This window comes from Sulfitobacter marinus (assembly GCF_900116285.1).
Taxonomy (GTDB): Bacteria; Pseudomonadota; Alphaproteobacteria; order Rhodobacterales; family Rhodobacteraceae; genus Sulfitobacter; species Sulfitobacter marinus.
This window is the reverse complement of record NZ_FPAJ01000002.1, coordinates 84,940-106,423: the sequence shown is the minus strand read 5'-3', so window position 1 is coordinate 106,423 and position 21,484 is coordinate 84,940. Positions and strand designations below refer to the sequence as shown.

Genomic DNA, 21,484 nt, shown 5'->3' with positions numbered 1-21,484 from the left:
AGCGGAGTCAACGTCACGAATCTGTCACATGTTATGCAACCGGGGACCCTTTGCACATGGCTCAAACATCCGAACCCAAACTGATCTCAGGTAATGCGAACATGCCATTGGCCAAAGCGATTGCACGGCGCATGTCGCTGCACCGCGGGGTGAATGTCGGATTGGTGAATGCGCGGGTTGAACGTTTCAACGACAGCGAAGTTTTCGTCGAGGTTTTCGAGAACGTACGCGGCGAGGATATGTTCATCATCCAGCCGACATCGAACCCAGCTAATGACAACCTGATGGAACTGCTGGTCATGGCAGACGCCCTGCGCCGGTCGTCAGCCGCACGTGTCACGGCTGTCCTGCCATACTTTGGCTATGCCCGTCAGGATCGCCGCACCAAGGCCCGTACACCCATCACAGCCAAGCTAGTGGCGAACATGATGGTCGGCACAGGCATCGAACGCATCCTGACGATGGACCTGCACGCCGCGCAGATTCAGGGCTTCTTCGACATCCCCGTGGATAACCTTTACGCATCGCCGGTCTTTGCCCTTGATATCAAGAATGAGTTCAAAGATCGCATGGACGAATTGATGGTCATCTCGCCCGATGTGGGTGGCGTGGCACGCGCCCGCGAGTTGGCCAAACGCATTAACTCGCCGCTTGCCATCGTCGATAAACGCCGCGAGAAAGCTGGCGAAGTGTCTGAAATGACTGTGATCGGGGATGTCACCGACAAGGTGTGCCTGATCGTGGACGATATTTGCGACACCGCTGGTACCCTCTGTAAGGCCGCCGAAGTACTGCTGGAAGCCGGTGCCAAGGAAGTGCATTCCTATATCAGCCACGGCGTCATGTCCGGCCCTGCCGTTCAGCGGATCAAGGATTCCGTGATGAAGTCGCTGGTGATCACCGACAGCATCCAGCCCACCGATGCCGTCAAACAGGCTGAAAACATTCGGATTGTGCCAACGGCACCGATCTTTGCCCAAGCGATCCTGAACATCTGGAACGGCACCTCGGTATCCTCGCTGTTTGACGCGGAATCCCTCGAACCAATATATGACGGTATGTACAACCCCAGCTAAGCGGGCGGGCAACTGTTGGGGCCTTTAGTAAAGGTCCCAATCATCCTCGCGGGGCAGCGGACCTATCGCCAGCCACGCAACCCGGGCACGGGCAAAGCGCGTGTCCCCCCAGGTTTTGAAAACCAGATCAAAACCCTCTTCAGCGATATTTTCCGATATCAGATCACCGCGCATCACCGTGGCTGCGTCAACGTCCCAAAGGGCCAGTGACGCTTGTACGGTCGGCGGCGATTTAAACGGTGTTGAGAAAATAATACGCTGGCGGCGTTCGCGTTCGCCGGTGCCGGACCACATATCGCCGCCATCCTCGAAATCAGAGAAAAGCAATGTCTCCCCGCTTTCGACGCCTACAGTATTTCCATCCATCCGTTTCATGCAGTGTTACTGAGCCTTAGCTTGATAATCCAATAGGTTAACAAAGCTTAATGTGATCATCGGAAATAGAAAAGGCCCCGCATTGCGAGGCCCTTTAATCATTTATGCGATCTGAAGATCAAAGGTTGGGTTGTTTGCTCGACAACCCGATGTGATCTCCAAGGGCAACCATGTCAGACAATAGCTTGGCCGCGTCATCAACAGGGCCCGGCTCATTGACAAAATTGTCTTTGGCCGTCGCGTACATTGTTTTGGCTTCTTCCATCATCTCGTCCAGATGCTCTTGGGTCATTGCACCCTTTGGCACGGCACGTTCGGCAAGAACCGACACACCACTGGCTGAGATCTCGGCAAAGCCGCCGGTCACAACATATTCCGTAGCACCTCCGGGGCCATCAACACGCAGCACACCGGGGCGCAACGTGGTGATCGTGGGGGCATGATCAGGCATTGCTGTCATGTCCCCATCAGACCCGGGAATCTGAACGGCCGTCACCTGCATCGAGGCCAGCCGCCGCTCTGGCGAAACGAGGTCGAATTGCATTGTGTCTGCCATTTTTCAGCGCTCCTTAAGCGGCGTCTGCCGCCATTTTCTCGGCTTTCGCCTTCACTTCTTCGATGCCGCCAACCATGTAGAAGGCACCTTCGGGCAGGTGATCGTATTCGCCTGCAACAACAGCCTTGAACGACTGGATTGTTTCTTCCAAAGGAACCTGCTTGCCGTCGGCACCAGTGAACACCTTGGCAACGTCGAAAGGCTGGCTGAGGAAACGTTCGATCTTGCGTGCACGGGCCACGGCCAGTTTGTCGTCTTCTGACAGTTCGTCCATGCCGAGGATTGCGATGATATCCTGAAGCGACTTGTAGCGCTGCAGAACACCCTGAACGTCACGGGCGACGTTATAGTGCTCTTCGCCAACGATGGACGGGTCCATCAAGCGCGAGGTGGAACCAAGCGGGTCAACAGCAGGGTAGATACCCTTTTCCGAGATCGAACGGTCCAGAACGGTTGTCGCATCAAGGTGCGCAAACGATGTCGCAGGCGCAGGGTCGGTAAGGTCATCCGCAGGAACGTAAACGGCTTGCACCGATGTAATCGAACCGGATTTGGTCGATGTAATACGTTCTTGCATCGCACCCATGTCGGTCGCCAGTGTTGGCTGATAGCCAACCGCCGAAGGAATACGGCCAAGCAGAGCCGAAACTTCGGAACCGGCTTGTGTAAAGCGGAAGATGTTGTCGACGAAGAACAGAACGTCTGTACCGGATTGATCGCGGAACTGTTCGGCCAATGTCAGACCTGTCAGGGCAACACGCATACGCGCACCGGGAGGCTCGTTCATCTGGCCGTACACCAGTGCCACTTGTGATTTTTCCAGGTCATCAGGGTTGATAACGTTGGATTCGATCATCTCGTGGTAAAGGTCGTTACCTTCACGTGTACGCTCGCCCACACCGGCGAAAACCGAGTAGCCAGAGTGCACTTTGGCGATGTTGTTGATCAGTTCCATAATCAGAACGGTTTTGCCAACGCCGGCACCGCCGAACAGACCAATTTTACCACCTTTGGCGTAAGGGGCCAAAAGGTCGATAACTTTGATGCCTGTTTCCAGAACTTCGGATGTTGTGGACTGCTCGGAGAACTCGGGCGCATCCGCGTGGATCGAGCGACGCTCGGTCGAAGCGATTTCGCCTTTTTCGTCGATAGGCTCGCCCACAACGTTCATGATGCGACCCAAAGTGGAGTTACCAACGGGGATCGAGATCGGTGCGCCTGTGTCTTCAACCTTCTGGCCACGAACAAGACCTTCGGTCGCGTCCATCGCGATGGTGCGCACTGTGTTTTCGCCAAGGTGCTGAGCCACTTCGAGGATCAGTCTTCTGCCATGGTTATCTGTCACAACAGAGTTAAGGATCTCTGGCAGGTGATCCTCAAACTGCACATCGACGACGGCGCCGATGACTTGTGTAATTTTGCCGACTGCGTTTGCCATGTCGTTTTTCTCCAATACCTTACAGCGCTTCCGCGCCGGAAATGATTTCGATCAGCTCGTTGGTGATGACGGCCTGACGGGAACGGTTGTACTCGATGGTCAGATCTTCGATCATCTCACCGGCGTTACGTGTCGCGTTGTCCATTGCAGACATCCGCGCGCCCTGTTCAGAAGCCGCGTTTTCCAGCAGAGCCGAGAAGATAGCTGTTGCGACACCGCGCGGCAGCAGGTCGGCCAAGATGGCCTCTTCGCTGGGCTCGTAGTCGAACAATGTTGTCACCTCGCCCGCGCCTTCTTCGGTGTCGAAGGAGGCAGGGATAATCTGCTGCGCCGTTGGGGTCTGGCTGACGACGTTCACGAACTTTGCATAAAAGATCGTTGCGACATCAAATTCACCCGCGTCAAAGCGACCAAGCACATCTTTTGCGATGCCTTGCGCGTCGGCATAACCGATACGCTTAACTTCGGTCAGGTCAACGTGACCCACCAAGTTCTTGGCGAACTCGCGACGAATGCTGTCGCGGCCTTTTTTGCCAACAGTCAAGATTTTGACTTCCTTGCCCGCGTCAATCAGACGGCGGGCATGGATTTTGGCAAGCTTTGCGATGTTGGCGTTGAAACCACCGCACAAACCGCGCTCTGCGGTCATGACCACCAGCAGGTGCACCTTATCCTCGCCTGTACCGCTGAGCAGTTTGGGCGCGGAATCCGATCCACCAACCGATGCGGCCAGCCGCGACATCACAGCGTTAAAACGCTCTGTGTAGGGGCGTGACTGTTCGGCAGCTTCCTGCGCGCGGCGAAGTTTCGCCGCGGCAACCATTTGCATGGCTTTCGTGATCTTGCGGGTATTTTTCACCGACGCGATCCGATTTTTTAGATCCTTGAGGTTTGGCATCTGCCTTCCCTCCCTTAAGCGAAGTCAGCGGCGAAAGATTCGATGGCAGCTTTGATCTTGTCTTCCAGCTCATCCTTAACCTTGCGATCGTTTTCGGTGATGTCTTTCATCAGATCAGCGTGCTTGCTGCGCAGGTGCGCCAGCAGACCGGCTTCAAAGCGGCCGACTTCTTTAACGTCGATTTTGTCAAGGAAGCCCTTTGTACCCGCATAGATAACGCAGACGATCTCGGCGTTGGTCAGAGGGGAGTACTGTGGCTGCTTCATCAGTTCTGTAAGACGTGCACCACGGGCCAGCAATTGCTGTGTGGATGCGTCAAGGTCGGAACCGAACTGAGCAAAGGCCGCCATTTCGCGGTACTGAGCCAAGGACAGTTTAACCGGACCAGCAACAGAAGACATTGCTTTGGTTTGAGCAGAGGAACCAACGCGCGAAACCGACAGACCGGTGTTCACAGCAGGGCGGATGCCTTGGTAGAACAATTCGGTTTCAAGGAAGATCTGACCGTCGGTGATCGAAATCACGTTGGTTGGAATAAACGCCGAAACGTCGCCGCCTTGAGTTTCAATGATTGGCAAAGCTGTCAAAGAGCCGTTGCCTGCGTCATCGCCCAGTTTCGCGGAACGCTCAAGCAACCGGGAGTGAAGATAGAAAACGTCACCTGGGTACGCTTCGCGGCCGGGTGGACGACGCAGCAGCAGGGACATTTGGCGATAAGAAACAGCCTGCTTGGACAAGTCATCATAGATGATCAAAGCGTGGCGGCCGTTGTCGCGGAAGAATTCCGCCATGGCTGTCGCAGAGTACGGTGCGAGGTACTGCATTGGTGCAGGCTCGGACGCGGTCGCGGCAACAACGATAGAATATTCAATCGCGCCGGTTTCTTCGAGCTTTTTAACAAGCTGGGCAACAGTCGAACGCTTTTGACCGATCGCAACGTACACGCAGTACATTTTCTTGCTTTCGTCGTCGCCAGCGGCGGCGTTGACTTGCTGTTGGTTCAGGATCGCGTCAAGTGCGACAGCTGTTTTACCAGTTTGACGGTCACCAATGATCAATTCGCGCTGGCCACGGCCAACAGGGATCATCGCGTCAACAGACTTGAGGCCTGTCGCCATTGGTTCGTGAACCGATTTACGTGGGATAATGCCGGGGGCTTTAACATCTGCAAGGCCACGCTCGGTGGATGCGATGGGGCCTTTGCCGTCAATGGGGTTACCCAGACCGTCAACAACACGACCCAGCAGGCCGTTGCCGATTGGAACGTCCACGATGGAGTTGGTGCGCTTGACTGTGTCGCCTTCTTTGATGTCGCGGTCGGACCCAAAGATAACAACACCGACGTTGTCGGTTTCAAGGTTCAGGGCCATGCCCATGATACCACCGGGGAATTCGACCATCTCGCCGGCTTGGACATTGTCCAGACCATATACACGAGCGATACCATCGCCAACGGACAGAACGCGGCCAACTTCGGCGACTTCTGCTTCTTGACCAAAGTTCTTGATCTGGTCCTTAAGGATCGCAGAAATTTCTGCAGCTTGGATACCCATTTATCCGACCTCTTTCATTACATTCTGGAGGGAATTGAGCTTTGAGCGGATCGACGTGTCGATCATCTTAGAGCCCACTTTGACGATAAGACCGCCGATGAGAGTTTCATCAACGGTCGCATTCAACGTTATTTTTTTGCCGGTCGTCGCAGCGAGCGACTTGGACAATTTATCAGATTGCGCCTTGGTAAGCGCCTTGGCCGAAACCACATCAGCGGTGACTTCGCCCTTTTCCACCGCGATAATCTCGCGCAGGTTCTGGATCAGCTGGGGCATAACGAACAAGCGGCGCTTGTTTGCCATGAGCTCTAGCGTTTTAGACATTGTATCAGACAGGCCCATCTTTTTGGCGATGGCGCTGATCGAGGAAGCCTGCTGTTCGCGCGTGTAGATCGGCGAATGGATCAGGTCCTGAAAATCTTCGCTGTCAGCCAAAGCGGCTTGCAGCGCATCAAGATCTTTTTCAATCTTTGGAAGGGTTTTGGCCTCAGAGGCCAGTTCATACACGGCAGTCGCATAGCGGTTTGCGATACCTGTAGAGATCGATGCTGTTTCGGACACGTCCATCCTCTCGTACGTCAGTGCCGGATATGCGAATAACTCGCGTCACCGGGGTGTTGGCGCGGCTTGAATTAACCCAAGACGTCAAAATCAGGGCCGATGTAGCAGACAGGTTTGCGCCCCGCAACACAGTATAGTGAGGTTCTGACCGGAAACCGCCCCTTATTCTTAGCGCCCTCTTGAACTGCGACGCTTTGACCCGTGTCAAACCGCCCTATCCACGAGGGTGCAGCACCATTAACCATTTGGAAACGATTCTAGCCAGCCCTTTAACCAGTACGTGTATTTGTCACACTGGTTTGACGATTGGCGACCCGACGCCTTCCAACACGCGAATTGACCTGCGCGCAGCGCGGCGTTCGACTTTGCCCTTGGGGGGATAGACCAGCTTTGTGACCTCGACCATGACAGCGCCCCCCGCCATCATCGTCGGCACGTGACGCCCGAATTTCTCGAACAGCTTGCCGGATCTCATCCAGACCCGCTTTGGTGACGGCATTTGATATAGCGCACCCAATTGGCGTTCGGGCAGAAACTGGTGTTTGCGCAATTGTGTCTCAAGCTGGCCCGGCGAATAGGGCCGCCCATAGCCAAACGGCGTAAGATCACGCCGCGCCCACAGGCCCGCACGGTTGGGCACGATAAACAAAGCCCTGCCCCCCGGCCCCAAAACGCGCCAGCATTCTTCCAGCAGATCACCCTGCCTGTCCGATGTCTCAAGCCCGTGCAGCAGAACGAGTTTGTCCACATGGCCTGTCTCAATCGGCCAAAGCGTTTCTTCGGTCAGGACAGATGTGTTTGCCATCCCCGCAGGCCACGGCATAACCCCCTGCGGGCCGGGCATAAGGGTCATCACCCTGCGCGCATCCGCCAGATAGGGCCGCAGCAACGGTGCGGCAAAGCCGAAACCCACCACAGTCTGCCCCTTCGCTTCGGGCCACAGCTCAAGCATACGGCTGCGCAAAGAGAACTGCGCGGCACGGCCTAGCGCGCTGCGATAATAGAAGTTGCGCAGATCTTGTACGTCAAGATGCATAGGGCGGACCTTTTGCCGGATCAGATAGTCAGACCTTAGCCCGAACCGTTCATTTGCAAAAGAGACATGCAAACGCCGATTTGATTTCGAGCCTGGCAAGACACATGCGTTCTTGCCGCCTGAACATCTGTTATCCCCTTGCCCCTCGGTATGCGGAGGGTACTATCACCCCAAATGCCCAGTCAGGAGCCCCGCCATGCCGTTCGATCTTGTGACAATTCCCTGCCTTTCAGACAACTACGCCTTCCTGTTGCGCGATCAAGCGAGCGGACATGTTGCGCTGATCGACGTGCCCGAGGCCGCCCCCATCTCTAACAAGTTAAAAGAACTCGGCTGGACGCTGTCAGAAATCTGGCTGACGCATCACCATCCCGACCATATCCAAGGTGTGCCTGAACTAACCGCGCAACACCCCGCGCGCATTCTGGGGGCCAAGGCCGACGCCCACCGCCTGCCCGCGTTGGATCACGCGGTCGAAGACGGCGACACATTCACATTTGCTGGCCATGACGTGCAGATCATGGATGTCTCTGGCCACACGGTCGGGCATATTGCACTTTATGTCCCTGATGCGAAATGTGTCTTTACTGCCGATAGCCTTATGGCGCTTGGCTGTGGCCGCCTGTTCGAAGGCACCCCCGCGCAGATGTGGGGCAGCCTGCAAAAGCTGATGAAACTGCCCGTCGATACCACCGTCTGTTCAGGCCACGAATACACTCAATCAAACGCAAAATTTGCGTTAACGGTTGATCCTGAAAATCAGGCACTTATATCTCGCTCAAGAGAAATCGATCAGGCGCGCAAGGATGGCGTGCCGACGGTGCCCTCGACGCTTTCAACGGAACTTGAAACCAACCCCTTTTTGCGCCCCGCCGATCCCGGTATTCGCGCTGAGTTGGGAATGGAAAACGCCACCGACACAGATGTGTTTGCTGAAATCCGCGCCCGCAAAGATCGTTTCTAAGCGCCGCAATCATGGTCAAAATCGCCCGTTCACGTTAATTGTGACGAGATTATTACAAAAAAGCCTTGAAGCTTTGCCATGATCAACCAAACTCTAATACTATGAGGCCATGCTCGGCTCAGGTGCGCCTATCCGTGGACACCGAACCGACACAGATCGAAAAGGAGCACGCCCGTGCCTTCATTCTCGTCTACTTTAGAACAAGCCATTCACGCTGCTTTGGCCTTGGCAAACGCGCGCAAGCACGAGTTTGCAACGCTTGAACATTTGCTGCTGGCCCTGATTGATGAACCGGATGCGGTTCAAGTCATGAAAGCGTGTTCTGTCAACATGACCGAATTGCGCGAAACCCTCGTTGAATTCGTCGACGAGGATCTGAGCAATCTGGTCACCGATATTGACGGATCCGAAGCGGTGCCAACTGCCGCGTTCCAACGCGTAATTCAGCGCGCGGCCATCCATGTCCAATCTTCCGGTCGCACCGAAGTAACGGGCGCAAATGTGCTTGTCGCGATCTTTGCCGAACGTGAAAGCAACGCCGCCTATTTCCTGCAAGAGCAGGACATGACCCGCTATGACGCAGTGAATTTCATCGCCCATGGTGTGGCCAAAGACCCTGCATTCGGTGAACCACGCTCTGTCTCAGGTGCGCCCGAGCACGAAGAAGAAGCCCAAGGCGTCACCGATGGCGACAAGAAAGAAACTGCGCTTGAGAAATATTGCGTGGATTTGAACGCCAAGTCGCGCGAAGGCGACATTGATCCGCTGATCGGCCGCGATGCGGAGGTCGAGCGTTGCATTCAGGTGCTGTGCCGCCGCCGCAAGAACAACCCGCTTTTGGTCGGCGATCCCGGCGTTGGTAAAACAGCCATCGCCGAAGGTCTGGCGCGCAAAATCGTTGCGGGCGAAACACCCGAAGTGCTTGCCGAAACCACGATCTATTCCCTCGACATGGGGGCACTGTTGGCTGGTACGCGCTACCGCGGTGACTTTGAGGAGCGCCTGAAAGCCGTGGTAACCGAGCTGGAAGAGCACAAAAACGCGGTGTTGTTCATCGATGAAATCCACACCGTCATCGGTGCGGGTGCGACGTCGGGCGGTGCAATGGATGCGTCGAACTTGCTGAAACCTGCACTCGCAGGCGGCAAACTGCGCACCATGGGCTCAACCACCTACAAGGAATTTCGCCAACATTTTGAGAAAGACCGCGCCCTTGCACGTCGCTTCCAGAAGATCGACGTAAACGAGCCATCGGTCGAAGATGCGGTGAAAATCCTGCGTGGTATCAAACCCTATTTCGAAGATCACCACTCAGTCAAATATACCGCCGACGCGATCCGCACCTCCGTGGAACTTGCACATCGTTATATCAATGATCGCAAACTGCCGGACTCTGCCATCGATGTAATTGACGAGGCCGGGGCTGCACAACATCTTGTCGTCGCCTCAAAGCGGCGCAAAACCATTGGCACCAAAGAGGTCGAGGCTGTGGTCTCAAAGATCGCGCGCATTCCGCCCAAGAACGTGTCGAAAGACGATGTTGTCGTTCTCAAGGACCTCGAAGCGTCGCTGAAACGTGTTGTATTTGGTCAGGACAAGGCGATTGATGCATTGTCCTCGGCCATCAAGCTGGCACGTGCAGGTCTGCGCGAACCGGAAAAACCCATCGGCAACTACCTGTTCGCAGGTCCAACCGGCGTGGGTAAAACCGAGGTCGCAAAGCAATTGGCCGACACGCTTGGCGTGGAACTGCTGCGCTTTGACATGTCCGAGTATATGGAAAAGCACGCCGTTTCCCGGTTGATTGGTGCCCCTCCCGGCTATGTAGGGTTTGATCAGGGTGGCATGCTGACCGATGGCGTCGACCAACACCCGCACTGTGTGCTGCTGCTGGACGAAATGGAAAAGGCCCACCCGGATGTCTACAACATCCTGTTGCAGGTGATGGATCACGGCAAGTTGACCGACCACAATGGCCGGACAGTGGATTTCCGCAATGTTGTGTTGATCATGACATCGAACGCGGGCGCATCCGAACAAGCGAAAGAAGCCATCGGCTTTGGCCGTGATCGCCGCACAGGCGAAGACACTGCCGCGATTGAACGGACCTTCACGCCTGAATTCCGCAACCGTCTGGACGCCGTGATCAGCTTTGCGCCACTGCCCAAAGAAGTCATCATGCGCGTGGTCGAAAAGTTTGTTCTGCAGCTTGAAGCACAATTGATGGACCGCAACGTCACGATTGAGCTGTCCACCAAAGCCGCTGAATGGCTGGCCGACAAAGGCTATGATGCGAAAATGGGCGCACGTCCTTTGGGCCGCGTGATCCAAGAGCACATCAAGAAGCCGCTGGCCGAGGAATTGCTGTTCGGTAAATTGGCCAAAGGCGGCGTTGTCAAAGTTGGCGTCAAGAAGGGCGAGTTGGATCTGACAGTTCTTGGGGCAGAAAACCCCAAACTGACGGGAAACAAGCCACCGCTTTTGACGGCAGAATGAAGCGAACCGGCACGGCACTTTGCCTTGCCTTGGCCTTTGCCAGCCCCGCGCTGGCAGAGGCCTTTTTACTTTCACCGCCCATCGACTGCGATTTGACCGGTGACTGCTATATTCAGCAATATGTCGATAGTGATCCATCGCCCGAGGCGTCGGATTTCACATGCTCGACTCTCAGCTATGACGGGCACAAGGGCACCGATTTCGCCCTGTCCAGCCGCAGCGATATGGCGCGCAACATCCGAGTGCTGGCAAGTGCTGCAGGCCGTGTAAAAGGGGTTCGTGACGGCATGGATGACGTCCAGTATTTCACCGCGCAGTCGGGCAAAATTGCCGGTCGCGAATGTGGGAACGGCGTGGTGATCGACCACGGAAATGGTTGGGAAACCCAATATTGCCACCTAAAAAAGGGATCGGTGATTGTCAAACCCGGCCAAAAACTGTGGCAGGGGCAGGAACTGGGATTCGTGGGCCATTCGGGCAAGGCCGCGTTCCCGCATCTCCACTTCTCCGTGCGCAAGGATGGCAAGGTCGTCGACCCCTTTGACCCCGATGGCGTCACGACCTGCGCTACCCCCGGCGACAGTAACCTGTGGCAGGATCGCCCGGAATATCGCCCCGGCGGCCTGATCGACGCTGGATTTGCACAGGCCATTCCCAAGTTTGATGACATCAAAGCCGGCACGGTCGATCTGCAAACGCTTCCGGCCGACGCACCCGCGCTGGTGATTTGGGGCTATCTGTTTGGCAGCCAGCCGGGCGACGTGATGAAACTCTCTATCACTGGCCCTCAAGGGCTGGTGATCGCGGATGATGTCACGTTAACCAAGACGCAGGCACAATCCTTTCGCGCCATTGGCAAAAAGCGGCGTACAAAACCGTGGCCCACAGGACGTTACGATGGCGTCGTGATCCTGACGCGCGGGGCCGATGTATTGAGCCGACAGGCCATGACCCTCGCCGTGCGGTGATTATTTTTCGGTGAATTTCAGCTCGATCCGGCGATTTTGCGCGCGGGCCGCTTCGCTATCACCGGGTGCAACGGGCTGATACTGTCCGAACCCGTTAGCGGCAAGCCTGTCAGGCGCGATGCCCAAAAAGTTAATCATGTAGCGCACCACAGATAGCGCGCGCGCCTGGCTAAGCTCCCAATTATCCTCGAACTCTCCCAGTCCCGAAAGCGGTTGGTTGTCCGTATGGCCGTCCACGCGAATGACCCAGTCGATTTCCGGCGGAATTTCCGACGCGACATTGCGCAAGATGCTGGCGACCTTGGCGATTTCATTACGGCCCTCCCCCGACAAAGTCGCGGCACCGGGGGGAAACAGCACCTCGGACGAGAAGACAAACCTGTCCCCTTCAATGCGCACCCCGGGCTGATTGCCCAAAAGATCACGCAGACGGCCAAAAAATTCTGACCGGTACTGCTCAAGGTTTTTCGTCTCTGCCTCCAGACGTTTGCGTTCAGCAGCTTCCAGCTCTGCGCGACGGCGTTCCTCGGCGGCGACGCGGGCGAGTGCGGTGTTCAGATCGGAACCCAGCGACTGTAACTGCACCTCTTTTGCGGCATCGCGCGCCACGGCATCATCCAAGAGCGCCTGCAATTCACCCAACTGCCCCCGCAGGGATGCAACTTGCTGGTTCAACAGCTCGGTCTGGCGCTGCGCCTCGGCGCTGATCTGTTCTTCTCCGGCCAAGGCAGACTGTGCCAACGCCAAAAGCGCGGCCTGTTTTTCCGCGTCAGTCATTTGCGCGGCGGCCTGTGCCATGGCCTCTTGCCGCGCCGCTTCGGACGCATTCAGCTGGGCAGCCAGTTCAGCCTCGGCGGCGCGCGCGGCGGCCAGCAGAGTCAACGTGTCTTCGGCATCTTTGCGCTGCGCCTCAAGCGCGAGGGTAATGGCAGTGAGCTCTGCATCAGCATCCTGCAATTTGGCGCGCAGCAACTCTGCTGCTGCCGCCTCTGCCAGCTTGGCGGCTTCCGCCTCGGACAGTGCTTCGGCGTTGGCTTGTTCCGCGGCCTCTAGCTGTGATTCCGCTTCGGCATTGCGGGCCCGCAAATCAGCGACCAAGGCATCCAGCGCCTCGCGGCGTGCAGCGGCCAGCCGTGCGGCTTCGGCCTGCGCATCTGTTTCACTGCGCGCCTGAGCCAAAGCAAGGTTGAGCGCCTCTTGCGCGCTGAGCAATTCGGCCTGTTCGTTCTCTAGCGACGTGACACGCGTCTGCGCATCGTCGCGTTGTGACAGCAAACTCGCCACCTGCGCTTCGAAAGAAGTGATCTGTGCCTGCGCGTCCTGCAATTGGGCGGCCTGCGCTTGCGCGGTTGAGGTCAGTGACGCGATCAACGCCGCCTGCTCTGCCGCCTTATCCTGCGCCGACGTCAGCGACGCATTCAACGCCCCCACTCGCATCTCAAGATTCGCGCTGGTCTGGCGCTCCATCCCAAGGGCCTGCGCAAGGGCTGCGACCTCACCCGACAGTGAGTTCAGTTCATCTTCTTGCCCGCTGATCCGCTGAGTTTGTACCGCTTGCAACACCATAAAAATGGTCAACACAAACATCAGCACCAGCAAAAGCCCGGTCATTGCATCAACGAAACCGGGCCAAATGGAGGATTGGAACCGTGATCCTGAGCGTCGGGAAAGCGCCATGCCTAGCTATCCTCGGACGCAGGCTTGTCCGGGGACCGCATGCGGCGTGCTTCGGGCGCGCGCGGAGCAGAAAGCGCCTTGGCCAGCAACGATATATCTTTGCGCAACTCTGCCATGGTTTCTTGTCGTCCGGCCGATATTTCCTCGAGTATCCGTAGCATTTGCACATCAATCGACCGCAGGCGCATACGACTTTCGGCGTCAATCGGATCGTCGGTTTCCTGCGTTTCCAACGCTGCAATCATGCGTTCTTGGCCTTTGGCGATCCTCTCGAGACTGTCGTTGGAGGCATCCCCTTGCGCGCTGCGTTCGGTCAACGCTTCAACAGCACTGGCAAGCGAGGCAAGACGTGTGTTTAAGGCAGTCTGGCTTTCAGTTGACTGCCCGATCAGCTCCCTAAACGTGTCCATCTGCTCGGTGATATGATCCAAAACGCCCGCGACGGCACCTTGATCTGACCCGCCGTCTTCTCCGGCTGAAAAACCGATGCGGGTGATCGAGCTTAGCCAATCTTCCAGTTCTTGATAGAATCGGTTCTGGCCGTGCCCGGCAAAGAGCTCCAGCAGCCCCACAACCAGCGATCCCGCCAAGCCCAGCAAGGACGACCCAAAGGCGACGCCCATCCCGCCCAGTTGCGATTCCAGCCCGGTCATCAGCCGTGCGAACATATCGGTACTGCCGTCGCCTTCTTGCGGGGCAAGGCTGCGGATGGTTTCGACCACTGCTGGAACCGTCGTCGCCAATCCGTAGAATGTCCCCAAAAGGCCAAGGAAGATCAGCATGTTGACGATATACCGCGTTATTTCGCGGGCCTCGTCTATGCGGGTGCTTACCGAATCCAGGATTGACCGTGTTGATGTCGCGTTTACCTGCATCCGCGCGCCACGTGTGCGCAAAAGCGACGCTAGCGGTGCCAACAATTGCGGGGCAACCGTATCGGGGTCCGGCGCGTCTGAGGCGAAGTTTTCGATCCAACGCACCGATCCGACCAGCTGCAAAACCTGATAGAAACAGGCAATCACACCGATGAAAAACACCGCGATGATAACGCCATTCAGATAGGGATTTGCGGCAAAGATCGGCAATACGCTGGGCAGCGCCAGAAACGCCCCCGCTCCGGTCAGGCCAAGGGCGATCAGCATCAAGGTGATCTGCCGTACCGGCTGGGAAAATTGTGGTTTAGACTCGCGGTCTGACTGCGCCATGCCTCATCGTTCCTGACACTTTTGTGCTTCTATTGTGGCACCTTACACCCAACCCCGCCCATTATGCCAAGTATTTATGCGCAAAGCTCTTTCACACGATTGTGCAGCCACTCAAGCGACGCGTCATGCAGCCCGATTTTGGACAGGTGACTGGCAGTATTGAACAAGTATTCGGTGTTGGGGCCCATCCCCCCTACCGCCGCCGTGATAATCTGGGCCTGTTCTTCCAAGGGCATGCCGCCGCAATATTGATCATGATCCGCATCAATCACATAGACCAACGCTGCCACACTGCGCCCATCGGCCAGCTGAACATCAAGGGTTTTCTCCACATAGGCCGAGGAGATCAGCTCGCGTTCACGCAGGTATTCGAGCGTCTGCGCCTCTTGCCCCGGCACCACGCGCAGCGCCATACCATCGCATGCCCGGCCGGTCATGGCGTCTAGCGCCAACACCAATCCCGGATTTTCAACCGTTCCGCGATGGTGGATCGAACGCATACAAAACGACCGGGCATACCCCGGCAACCGACCGATCACGCTTTCCGCAACGTCAAACCCCGGTTTCCACAGCAAACTGCCGTATCCGAACACCCACATTTCCATCCTACTGGTCCTTTGCCTCCCGCTTGGTTAAAGCGGGTTCATATGACGCGTTAATAAGGTTTCTGTCGCCATGGGCAAGCTGGTTGGAATTCTCGTTATTGTCGCCGTTTTCTGGTGCGGATGGTGGGCGCTTGCCTCAGCCGGCATGCAGCGCGGCATCAGTAAATGGCTGGATGTGCGCCGCAGTTTGGGCTGGCAGGCCGACGTTGGCGGCATAGAAAAGCAGGGTTTTCCCTTGCGCCTGCACGCACAGCTGAACGATGTCGCGATTGCCGATCCAAATACCGGCGTTGCGGCCCGCATGAACCAACTGGATATTTCAGCGCCCACCTATTGGCCGGGATATGTCACCGTGGCGCTGCCGGAAACGCCCATCACCTTGGTCACCCCTGATCTGCGCGCAACCCTAAGCGCGAAGAGCGCCGCCGCTGATTTGCGTCTACGTCCCGGTAGGGCGCTTCAACTTCAAAGCCTTGGCCTGTCCGGCGGGGCATGGTCATTGGATACGGCAACAGACAATATCGTCGCAGCAGACACGGTTGATTTGACGATGGCCCAGCAGGCAACCAATACACCGGTTTATGCGCTAAAGCTGAACGCAGATAACCTTGTCCCCGGTAGTTTGGCGCGCAGTTTCATAGGGCTTTCCAACGACTGGCCGGCGGTTTTTGATCTGTTCACCGCCGATCTGATGGTCACCTTCGACCGTGTCTGGAATCGCCGCGCGTTGGAGCAGCACCGACCGCAACCCCGCGCGATCGACCTTAGGCGTGCGCATTTCACATGGGGGGACATCGAGATTCTGGCCACCGGTGATCTGACCGTAGACGAAGTGGGGCTGATAAGCGGGGCGCTGTCCGTCAAAGCCGAAAACTGGCCCGCCCTGCTGGATATGGTGGAAAGTGCCGGATACCTGCCGCCCAACATGCGCCCACAAGCCGAGCAAATGCTAAAAGGGCTGGCGCAAATGGCGGGAAAGACAACGGGGCTGGACCTGACGCTCAGCTTTCAAGAAGGGCGTATGTCGATGGGGTTCATCCCGCTGGGCCGCGCGCCCCGTGTAATCCTGCGTTAAAATTACCGGCAATACGTCCCGTTGCGATAGCGCGCCGTGTCGAAATGAAAATGGTCTTGATGAAACCGGTCTGAGTTCGGGCCCAGAACGGTGCCGAAGGGGCCACACGCCCCTTTGTGCACGCGCCGCATTGTTTTTCTGCTCTGCGCCGCATGCCACCCTTTTAGCACAGTCACCTCGGCACCGCTGTGCAGCTGAAAGGCTGAGATATCAATCGCGCGGCCGCGGCCGTGTTCTGATATTTTGCCCCCCGGCAGATTGTTCCGCGTCCGGCAGGCGTAATGCGCCGCAACACGCAGACCGCGCAGCCCACCCTTTTTGGCAAACGCAGGCTTGGCCGATCCTTCGATCCACCCCTTAAGGGCCGTTGCTGTGTTGCAATCCATCACCGCGGCCTGGCTTAGCCTGACACCCGAAACCGATTCGACCTGTACAGCATTATCGACACCGCAGCCCTTAAGCTTGGGTTGCACGCGGCCAATCGCCTTGCCTTGAATCGCGACGTCACCGCAAACGGCCCCTTTGGCCAACAATGCGCGTTGCGTTTGGGCCTGTTTCACTACGCGCCGACTGCGCAACGTGGGCCGAAGCGATACCGTGATCCCGTTATCACGCGTGATTGTGGTTTCAGCACTAACCCCGCGCTGGTTGGGCCGGATACTGCCAGATGGTTCAAGCGTCAGTATATTTCCACGCAATACAGGGCGCAGCGATCTGTCCGGCCCTGCCAGGGCTGCACCAGACAGCAAGAGGCAGACACACGCCCAGCGGATCATTTCTTGGCCGGCAGGCGACCAAAGTTCGGGGCGTCCGTATCCTGCCCCGCCTCAATGATACCGCGGCGGATGGCGCGTGTGCGGGTAAAATAAGCGTGCAGATGGTCCCCGTCGCCGGTGCGAATGGCGCGCTGCAAGGCAAAGAGTTCTTCCGTGAACCGCCCAAGAATCTCAAGCGTCGCGTCCTTGTTCGTGAGGAACACATCGCGCCACATGGTTGGGTCCGAGGCAGCAATACGGGTGAAATCGCGAAAACCAGCGGCGGAATATTTGATAACTTCGCTATCGGTAACGCGGCGCAGGTCGTCGGCGACACCCACCATCGTGTAAGCGATCAGGTGCGGCGCATGACTGGTAACGGCCAAGACAAGGTCATGATGCTCTGCATCCATTTCCTCAACATTGGCACCCAGCCCTTCCCACAGGTTGCGCAAGCGCGACACCGCATTGGCATTGCTGTCTGGCACCGGCACCAACAGGCACCAGCGGTTATCAAACAGCTCCGCAAAGCCGCTGCGCGGGCCGGAATGTTCTGTCCCCGCCAAGGGGTGTGCCGGAATGAAATGCACGCCCTCGGGCAAAAGCGGCCCGACTTGCGCAATGACATCCGCCTTGACCGATCCCACATCGGTGACCGTACAGCCCGGTTTCAAAAAGCCAGCCATCTCGGCCGCGACAGACCCCATGACACCGACCGGAACACACAGCACGACCAAATCGGCATCTTCGACGGTCTTGGCGATAGAATCGCAGACCTCGTCACACAGGCCAATTTCGCGCGCGGTGTCACGGGTTTCGGCGCTGCGTGCAAAGCCCGACACGGTGCCCGCCAGCCCCGCCCGTTTCATTCCCCAAAACATTGAGGACGCAATCAACCCAAGCCCGATCAGGGCGACTTTGTTGTATATCACAGCCATATCAATCGCCTTTAAACTGGCGGATGGCATGGACGACACGGCGGCATGCGCTTTCGTCACCCACGGTAATCCGCAGACAGGATGGCAGCTTGTAGCCCACCACACGGCGCACAATTAGCCCTTGGGTTTTCAGATACTCATCACAGGCTTCGGCCTCTGATTTTGATTTGAACCGCGCAAGAATGAAATTGGCACAAGAGACATCCGACGGCACGCCAATTTCAGCCAAAGCATCGGCCATCCAGTTTCGCCAGCGCGCGTTCTCGATCCGGCAATGGTCGGCGTAAGCGACGTCTTTTATCGCGGCTTCGGCGGCATTCACGGCCGCTTGGGACAGGTTAAACGGTCCCCGCACGCGGTTCAGCACATCAATAATATGCGCAGGCCCATAACCCCAGCCGACGCGTAAACCGCCCAAGCCGTAAAGCTTTGAGAACGTCCGTGTCATGACGATGTTTTCATGCGCATCAACCAGCGCTGCACCACCGTCATACCCTTCGACATATTCGGCATAGGCACCATCAAGCACCAGAATGGCCTGCTTTGGAATGCCATTCGCCAGCCGCTCAATCTCGCTTAGGCCGATCATTGTGCCCGTCGGGTTGTTGGGGTTGGCGATGAACACCAGCCGGGTTTTGTCGGTACAGCCCGCCAACAACGCATCCACATCTGTGACGCGTTCGTTTTCCTTGACCTCGACCGGAGTTGCCCCGTTCGCGAGGGCGGAAATGCGGTACATGCCAAAGCCATGTTCGGTGTGCAGCACCTCTGTACCTTCGCCGGAATACGCCTGACAGAGAAAGGCGATGATCTCGTCCGAACCGGCACCACAAATAATGCGGCCCGCGTCCAACCCGTGAACCCCGGCAATCGCCTGACGCAGACGGCTGTGATCAGACGTAGGGTATCGGTGCAGATCGTAGGACGCGTCGCGAAACGCTTTGATCGCGGCCTCGGATGGCCCGAGCGGGTTTTCATTCGAGCTCAGCTTGATCACGTTATCAAGCCCGTCAACATGCGACGCCCCGCCCTGGTAAAGGTCGATGTCCATAATGCCGGGTTGGGGACGAATTGCGGTTTTCATCTGTTAATCTCCTGTCGGGCGGACCATAGACCCGCACCCTAGTCAGCGCCACCTATGATGTTGGCCCCGCGTCACTTGGGATATGCCCGACGCCTGCACCTTGATCAAACGGAAAAGGGCCGCGCCGGTATTCTCCAGCGCGGCCCCTTGGCAATAGATATGCGAGGAACCTTAGTTCTTCGCGTAGAATTCGACCACGAGGTTCGGTTCCATCATGACAGGGTATGGCACGTCACCCAAAGTTGGGGTGCGCACAAATGTCGCTGTCATCTTGGAGTGGTCAACTTCCATGTAATCAGGAACGTCACGCTCGGCCAGTTGAGTGGCTTCCAGCAATGCTGTCATCTGCTTGGAACGGTCACGCACTTCGATCACGTCACCTTCTTTTACGCGGTAGGAAGGGATGTTAACCTTCTTGCCGTTCACTTTGACGTGGCCGTGGTTCACGAACTGGCGCGCGGCGAAAACGGTCGCAACGAACTTGGCACGGTACACAACCGCGTCCAAACGACGCTCGAGCAGACCGATCAGGTTTTCACCTGTATCGCCTTTTACGCGCTCGGCTTCACCGTAGATGCGGCGGAACTGCTTTTCGGTCAGGTCGCCGTAGTAGCCCTTGAGCTTCTGCTTGGCGCGCAACTGGATACCGAAGTCGGAAATCTTGCCCTTGCGGCGCTGACCGTGCTGGCCGGGGCCATATTCGCGACGGTTTACTGGGGATTTTGGACGGCCCCAGATGTTTTCGCCCATGCGGCGGTCAATTTTGTGCTTGGCAGCGGTGCGTTTAGTCACGGCTGTTCTCCTTTTTATGGCCCTTGCGGGCGGTAAAGGGCGTTGTCCTCTGGCGCAATGCCTGACAGGGTTCCCCTTGCAGGGTCCACCAACACCAATGAAGCCGCGCTTATACGAGGGTTCAGCGCGGAGTCAATGCGAGAAGTTTGAATATGGGGCCAAAGGCGGCTTTGACGTAGTCGCCCGCCCCAATCGATCCGATTTACCATCCAATTAACGATGTATTAGCCAAATAACCCTTACGGTCGCCGGCATTAGGGATTGCCCTGCTACTGCGTCAAAGTAGCAATAGGTCTCCCTTGGGGCTGCACCGTATTTACGCCCAGTTTTTATGCGTTGTCTAAATCGCACATTCGTTTATCAAGGCGGCGGGGAAAATAATAAGAAAAGCAGGCATATGAACGACGATTCCAAAGTTTTCGGGCAATCCGCGAACGCCATTCCGGCGCGCGACTGGATCAAGGTCCTTTCGAACTACCGTGATCCCGATGCTGTAAGAAGCACTTTCGAGCTCGCGGTGACGGTCGTGCCATTTATCGCGTTGTGGTCTTTGGCGTGGGCATCATTGTCCATCACGCCTTGGCTCACGCTTGCTATCTCGGTCTGCAACGCGGCGTTTTTGCTACGTTTGTTCGCCATCCAGCATGATTGTGGCCACTATGCGTTTTATTCCAACCGGTCCCTTAGCGACTGGCTGGGCCGTGTGTTGGGTGTTTTGACGCTGACACCTTATGACGTCTGGAAACGCTCGCATTCGATGCATCATAGCACATCCGGCAATCTATCCCGCCGCGGCATCGGGGATATCGACACGCTAACGGTAGCCGAATACCGCGCCCTTAGCCCCAAAAAGCGTCTGTATTACCGCCTATATCGCCACCCGCTGGTGCTGTTTGGCTTGGGGCCGTTGTACCTGTTCTTTATCCAACAACGGGTTCCAATGGGGTTGACCAAACACGCGCGCTACTGGGTCAGCGCGATGTGCACCAACGCCGCAATCCTCGTGGCGCTTTCCATCGTGTTTTACTTTGGCGGCGTGAAACCCATCTTGCTGATCTTCCTGCCCACAACCCTATTGGCGGCGACTGCAGGCGTCTGGTTGTTCTACGTCCAACATCAATTTGAAACGACCCTATGGGATGTAGACCCCACGTGGGACATTCACGAGGCGGCGCTGAACGGCAGTTCCCATTATAAACTTCCCGCCCCTTTGCAATGGCTTAGCGCTAATATCGGCATCCATCACGTGCACCATTTGTACAGCAGGATCCCGTTTTACCGCCTGCCCGAAGTGTTAAAAGATCATACCGCCCTTGCCCAGATCAATACACTGACCTTGCGCGAAAGCTTTGCAAATGCGCGCCTGCATTTGTGGGATGAAAGCAGCAAAAGACTGCTGTCATTCGCCCAGGCGCGAAAGGCAAAATAGCGC

The 21,484-nt window shown here is 56.8% G+C and carries 20 protein-coding genes; 6 read left to right on the top strand and 14 right to left on the bottom strand.

What is annotated here, in order from left to right; genetic code table 11:
- The first annotated feature begins 56 nt into the window (after positions 1–56).
- Entirely contained in the window at positions 57–1,076 is a 1,020-nt protein-coding gene (locus BM347_RS05955) for a ribose-phosphate pyrophosphokinase (protein ID WP_093915543.1), read from the top strand.
- A 24-nt stretch (positions 1,077–1,100) separates the two neighbouring features.
- Here BM347_RS05955 and BM347_RS05950 read toward each other — a convergent pair whose 3' ends face one another.
- The 7 genes from BM347_RS05950 to BM347_RS05920 form a co-directional block, all read right to left on the bottom strand.
- Positions 1,101–1,442 (bottom strand): H-type lectin domain-containing protein, encoded by a 342-nt coding sequence (locus BM347_RS05950; protein WP_093915542.1) that lies wholly within the window; start codon positions 1,440–1,442, stop codon positions 1,101–1,103.
- A 127-nt stretch (positions 1,443–1,569) separates the two neighbouring features.
- Positions 1,570–2,007: a F0F1 ATP synthase subunit epsilon gene (locus tag BM347_RS05945; RefSeq protein WP_093915541.1), complete on the bottom strand. Its 438-nt coding sequence runs from the start codon at positions 2,005–2,007 to the stop codon at positions 1,570–1,572.
- A gap of 13 nt (positions 2,008–2,020) precedes the next feature.
- Complete coding sequence (atpD, locus tag BM347_RS05940) at positions 2,021–3,445, bottom strand: F0F1 ATP synthase subunit beta (RefSeq protein WP_093916052.1); 1,425 nt, start codon at positions 3,443–3,445, stop codon at positions 2,021–2,023.
- 19 nt (positions 3,446–3,464) lie between these two features.
- Positions 3,465–4,343, bottom strand: a complete 879-nt coding sequence (locus BM347_RS05935) for a F0F1 ATP synthase subunit gamma (RefSeq protein WP_093915540.1) — start codon at positions 4,341–4,343, stop codon at positions 3,465–3,467.
- Positions 4,344–4,357: 14 nt separating this feature from the next.
- Positions 4,358–5,896: a F0F1 ATP synthase subunit alpha gene (gene atpA, locus BM347_RS05930; protein ID WP_093915539.1), complete on the bottom strand. Its 1,539-nt coding sequence runs from the start codon at positions 5,894–5,896 to the stop codon at positions 4,358–4,360.
- On the bottom strand, positions 5,897–6,457 hold the full coding sequence (locus BM347_RS05925) for a F0F1 ATP synthase subunit delta (RefSeq protein WP_175498509.1): 561 nt from the start codon (positions 6,455–6,457) through the stop codon (positions 5,897–5,899).
- A gap of 289 nt (positions 6,458–6,746) precedes the next feature.
- Positions 6,747–7,493: a class I SAM-dependent methyltransferase gene (locus BM347_RS05920; RefSeq protein WP_093915537.1), complete on the bottom strand. Its 747-nt coding sequence runs from the start codon at positions 7,491–7,493 to the stop codon at positions 6,747–6,749.
- A gap of 196 nt (positions 7,494–7,689) precedes the next feature.
- Between BM347_RS05920 and gloB the strand changes: the two genes are divergently transcribed.
- The 3 genes from gloB (at position 7,690) to BM347_RS05905 (ending at position 11,921) form a co-directional block, all read left to right on the top strand.
- Positions 7,690–8,457 carry a hydroxyacylglutathione hydrolase gene (gene gloB / locus BM347_RS05915; protein ID WP_093915536.1) on the top strand — a complete coding sequence of 256 codons (768 nt, stop codon included), beginning with the start codon at positions 7,690–7,692 and terminating at the stop codon, positions 8,455–8,457.
- Between the two features lie 174 nt (positions 8,458–8,631).
- Positions 8,632–10,953, top strand: a complete 2,322-nt coding sequence (gene clpA, locus BM347_RS05910) for an ATP-dependent Clp protease ATP-binding subunit ClpA (RefSeq protein ID WP_093915535.1) — start codon at positions 8,632–8,634, stop codon at positions 10,951–10,953.
- Positions 10,950–11,921 (top strand): M23 family metallopeptidase, encoded by a 972-nt coding sequence (locus BM347_RS05905; protein WP_093915534.1) that lies wholly within the window; start codon positions 10,950–10,952, stop codon positions 11,919–11,921. The genes clpA and BM347_RS05905 overlap by 4 nt, the downstream gene beginning before the upstream one ends.
- Here BM347_RS05905 and BM347_RS05900 read toward each other — a convergent pair whose 3' ends face one another.
- The 3 genes from BM347_RS05900 to BM347_RS05890 form a co-directional block, all read right to left on the bottom strand.
- Positions 11,922–13,598, bottom strand: a complete 1,677-nt coding sequence (locus BM347_RS05900) for a peptidoglycan -binding protein (RefSeq protein ID WP_093915533.1) — start codon at positions 13,596–13,598, stop codon at positions 11,922–11,924. It lies immediately after the preceding gene.
- Positions 13,599–13,600: 2 nt separating this feature from the next.
- A complete protein-coding gene (locus BM347_RS05895; RefSeq protein ID WP_093915532.1) occupies positions 13,601–14,803 on the bottom strand; it encodes a biopolymer transporter ExbB in 1,203 nt (400 codons plus the stop codon).
- 74 nt (positions 14,804–14,877) lie between these two features.
- The gene (locus BM347_RS05890) at positions 14,878–15,408 is read right to left on the bottom strand and encodes a gamma-glutamylcyclotransferase (RefSeq protein ID WP_093915531.1); all 531 of its coding nucleotides are present in this window, start codon (positions 15,406–15,408) and stop codon (positions 14,878–14,880) included.
- 70 nt (positions 15,409–15,478) lie between these two features.
- Here BM347_RS05890 and BM347_RS05885 point away from each other — a divergent pair, with 70 nt between their 5' ends.
- Complete coding sequence (locus BM347_RS05885; RefSeq protein ID WP_093915530.1) at positions 15,479–16,483, top strand: DUF2125 domain-containing protein; 1,005 nt, start codon at positions 15,479–15,481, stop codon at positions 16,481–16,483.
- 2 nt (positions 16,484–16,485) lie between these two features.
- Here BM347_RS05885 and BM347_RS05880 read toward each other — a convergent pair whose 3' ends face one another.
- The 4 genes from BM347_RS05880 to rpsD form a co-directional block, all read right to left on the bottom strand.
- Positions 16,486–17,259, bottom strand: a complete 774-nt coding sequence (locus BM347_RS05880) for an extensin-like domain-containing protein (protein ID WP_093915529.1) — start codon at positions 17,257–17,259, stop codon at positions 16,486–16,488.
- Entirely contained in the window at positions 17,256–18,176 is a 921-nt protein-coding gene (locus tag BM347_RS05875) for a prephenate/arogenate dehydrogenase family protein (protein WP_093915528.1), read from the bottom strand. The genes BM347_RS05880 and BM347_RS05875 overlap by 4 nt, the downstream gene beginning before the upstream one ends.
- Before the next feature lies 1 nt (position 18,177).
- Entirely contained in the window at positions 18,178–19,260 is a 1,083-nt protein-coding gene (gene hisC, locus BM347_RS05870; protein WP_093915527.1) for a histidinol-phosphate transaminase, read from the bottom strand.
- A gap of 171 nt (positions 19,261–19,431) precedes the next feature.
- Complete coding sequence (rpsD, locus tag BM347_RS05865; RefSeq protein ID WP_093915526.1) at positions 19,432–20,052, bottom strand: 30S ribosomal protein S4; 621 nt, start codon at positions 20,050–20,052, stop codon at positions 19,432–19,434.
- A 397-nt stretch (positions 20,053–20,449) separates the two neighbouring features.
- On the opposite strand from rpsD, the gene BM347_RS05860 reads away from it, so the two are divergent.
- Positions 20,450–21,481, top strand: a complete 1,032-nt coding sequence (locus tag BM347_RS05860) for a fatty acid desaturase (protein WP_093915525.1) — start codon at positions 20,450–20,452, stop codon at positions 21,479–21,481.
- Positions 21,482–21,484 lie beyond the last annotated feature (3 nt).